General features: G+C 55.5%; 2 rRNA genes. Both read left to right on the top strand.

Annotated features, from left to right (window positions below):
* Window positions 1-142: 142 nt before the first annotated feature.
* A 23S ribosomal RNA gene (locus B9B60_RS16660) occupies window positions 143-3,255 on the top strand.
* 108 nt (window positions 3,256-3,363) lie between these two features.
* Window positions 3,364-3,480 (top strand): 5S ribosomal RNA (rrf, locus tag B9B60_RS16655).
* Window positions 3,481-3,534: the final 54 nt, after the last annotated feature.

Genomic DNA, 3,534 nt, shown 5'->3' with positions numbered 1-3,534 from the left:
CGGTTTCGGTTGTTGGGGTTGGGTTGTGGGCCTTGCCTGGTCTGCATACTGCTCCCCTGTGGGGGTGGGTGTGGCTGGTTGGTGGGGTTGCCGCCCGTATGTTGAGAACTACACAGTGGACGCGAGCATCTTTATCTTTGTGGCTCAAGTTTTTAAGGGCGCACGGTGGATGCCTTGGCACCAGGAACCGAAGAAGGACGTAGGAATCTGCGATAAGCCTCGGGGAGTCGATAACCAGACTTTGATCCGAGGATTTCCGAATGGGGAAACCCGGCTGGAGGCAAGTCCAGTCACTCCTGTCTGAATATATAGGGCAGGTAGAGGGAACGCGGGGAAGTGAAACATCTCAGTACCCGCAGGAAGAGAAAACAATAGTGATTCCGTGAGTAGTGGCGAGCGAAAGCGGATGAGGCCAAACCGGGTCTGTGTGATAGCTGTCAGGCGTTGCAGGTTCGGGGTTGTGGGGCTTTTTGTTCCAGGACTGACATTCTGGGCTGGAGTAAGAAATTCATGTCATAGTCGAAGAGTCTTGAATGGCTCGGCATAGAGGGTGCGACCCCCGTAGACGAAATGGTGTGGACTCCGGATGATTGTTCCCAAGTAGCACGGGGCCCGTGAAATCTCGTGTGAATCTGGCGGGACCACCCGCTAAGCCTAAATATTCCCTGGTGACCGATAGCGGACAAGTACCGTGAGGGAAAGGTGAAAAGTACCCCGGGAGGGGAGTGAAATAGATCCTGAAACCGTGCGCTTACAATCCGTCGGAGCCTCCTTGTGGGGTGACGGCGTGCCTTTTGAAGAATGAGCCTGCGAGTTAGTGCTCAGTGGCGAGGTTAACCCGTGTGGGGAAGCCGTAGCGAAAGCGAGTCCGAATAGGGCGAATGAGTCGCTGGGTCTAGACCCGAAGCGGAGTGATCTACCCATGGCCAGGTTGAAGCGACGGTAAGACGTCGTGGAGGACCGAACCCACTTAGGTTGAAAACTGAGGGGATGAGCTGTGGGTAGGGGTGAAAGGCCAATCAAACTCCGTGATAGCTGGTTCTCCCCGAAATGCATTTAGGTGCAGCGTCACGTGTTTCTTACCGGAGGTAGAGCTACTGGATAGCCGATGGGCCTCACCAGGTTACTGACGTTAGCCAAACTCCGAATGCCGGTAAGTGAGAGCGTGGCAGTGAGACTGCGGGGGATAAGCTCCGTAGTCGAGAGGGAAACAGCCCAGATCACCAGCTAAGGTCCCTAAGCGTGTGCTAAGTGGAAAAGGATGTGGAGTTGCCGTGACAACCAGGAGGTTGGCTTAGAAGCAGCCACCCTTTAAAGAGTGCGTAATAGCTCACTGGTCAAGTGATTCCGCGCCGACAATGTAGCGGGGCTCAAGCACACCACCGAAGCTGTGGCATTGACACACTGCTCGGCACCCTTGTGGTGTCCAGGCGTGTTGATGGGTAGGGGAGCGTCGTGTGGCGAGTGAAGCGGCGGAGTGATCCAGTCGTGGATGCCACACGAGTGAGAATGCAGGCATGAGTAGCGAATGACGGGTGAGAAACCCGTCCGCCGAATAACCAAGGGTTCCAGGGTCAAGCTAATCTGCCCTGGGTAAGTCGGGACCTAAGGCGAGGCCGACAGGCGTAGTCGATGGACATCCGGTTGATATTCCGGAACCGGCGAAGAACCGCCCATGATGAATCCAGTGATGCTAAGCGCCTGAAGCTCACCGTTAGATGCCCTTCGGGGTGTCGCTGGTGGGTGGAACGCGTGACCCGAGCTGGTAGTAGTCAAGTGATGGGGAGACGCAGGAAGGTAGCCTCCGCGTGGCGATGGTTGTCCACGTCCAAGGGTGTAGGGAGTCAGGTAGGCAAATCCGCCTGGCACGTATCCTGAGACCTGATGGTGACCGCTTTAGCGGGAAGCAGGGTGATCCTATGCTGCCGAGAAAATCCTCTAGCGAGGTTCGAGCCGCCCGTACCCCAAACCGACTCAGGTGGTTAGGTAGAGAATACCAAGGCGATCGAGTGAATCGTGGTTAAGGAATTCGGCAAAATGCCCCCGTAACTTCGGGAGAAGGGGGGCCTGGACCCTGAAGCTCTTTACGGGCTAGGGGAAAGGGCCGCAGAGACCAGGGAGAAGCGACTGTTTACTAAAAACACAGGTCCGTGCGAAGTCGCAAGACGATGTATACGGACTGACGCCTGCCCGGTGCTGGAAGGTTAAGAGGACCGGTTAGCCCTTTGGGCGAAGCTGAGAATTTAAGCCCCAGTAAACGGCGGTGGTAACTATAACCATCCTAAGGTAGCGAAATTCCTTGTCGGGTAAGTTCCGACCTGCACGAATGGCGTAACGACTTCTCCACTGTCTCAACCGCGAACTCGGCGAAATTGCACTACGAGTAAAGATGCTCGTTACGCGCAGCAGGACGGAAAGACCCCGGGACCTTCACTATAGCTTGGTATTGGTGATCGGGACGGCTTGTGTAGGATAGGTGGGAGACTGTGAAGCATGCACGCCAGTGTGTGTGGAGTCATCGTTGAAATACCACTCTGGTCGTTCTGGTTATCTAACCTCGGTCCGTGATCCGGATCAGGGACATTGCCTGGTGGGTAGTTTAACTGGGGCGGTTGCCTCCTAAAATGTAACGGAGGCGCTCAAAGGTTCCCTCAGCCTGGTTGGCAATCAGGTGGCGAGTGCAAGTGTACAAGGGAGCTTGACTGCGAGACAGACATGTCGAGCAGGGACGAAAGTCGGAACTAGTGACCCGACGGTGGCTTGTGGAAGCGCCGTCGCTCAACGGATAAAAGGTACCCCGGGGATAACAGGCTGATCTTCCCCAAGAGTCCATATCGACGGGATGGTTTGGCACCTCGATGTCGGCTCGTCGCATCCTGGGGGTGGAGTAGCTCCCAAGGGTTGGGCTGTTCGCCCATTAAAGCGGCACGCGAGCTGGGTTTAGAACGTCGTGAGACAGTTCGGTCCCTATCCGCTGTGCGCGTAGGAAACTTGAGAGAGGCTGACCTTAGTACGAGAGGACCGGGTTGGACGAACCTCTGGTGTGTGAGTTGTCCTGCCAAGGGCACCGCTCATTAGCTACGTTCGGGAGTGATAACCGCTGAAAGCATCTAAGCGGGAAGCATGTCTCAAGATGAGGTTTCCATGAACTACGGTTCGAGAGGCTCCCAGTAGACTACTGGGTTGATAGGCCAGATGTGGAAGTGCAGCAATGCATGGAGCTGACTGGTACTAATAAGCCGATAACTTGATACACAACACAACCTTGTTGTGTTAAAGAAGAACGAAGATTGTTCGCGTCCACTGTGCAGTTCCCGAGATACGGTCGGGACACGATGATTGTCCACGGTATTTCCATAGAGTTACGGCTGTTATAGCGAAGGGGAAACGCCCGGTCCCATTCCGAACCCGGAAGCTAAGCCCTTCAGCGCCGATGGTACTGCACTGGTGACGGTGTGGGAGAGTAGGACGCAGCCGGACAAACATTCACGAAAGCCCCCCAGCCACCACGCTGGGGGGCTTTCGCCATTCCAG

It is taken from the genome of Janibacter indicus, assembly GCF_900176385.1.
GTDB classification, from domain to species: Bacteria; Actinomycetota; Actinomycetes; order Actinomycetales; family Dermatophilaceae; genus Janibacter; species Janibacter indicus.
The sequence above is the reverse complement of the archived record's forward strand: the minus strand, read 5'-3'. Positions and strand labels throughout refer to the sequence as shown.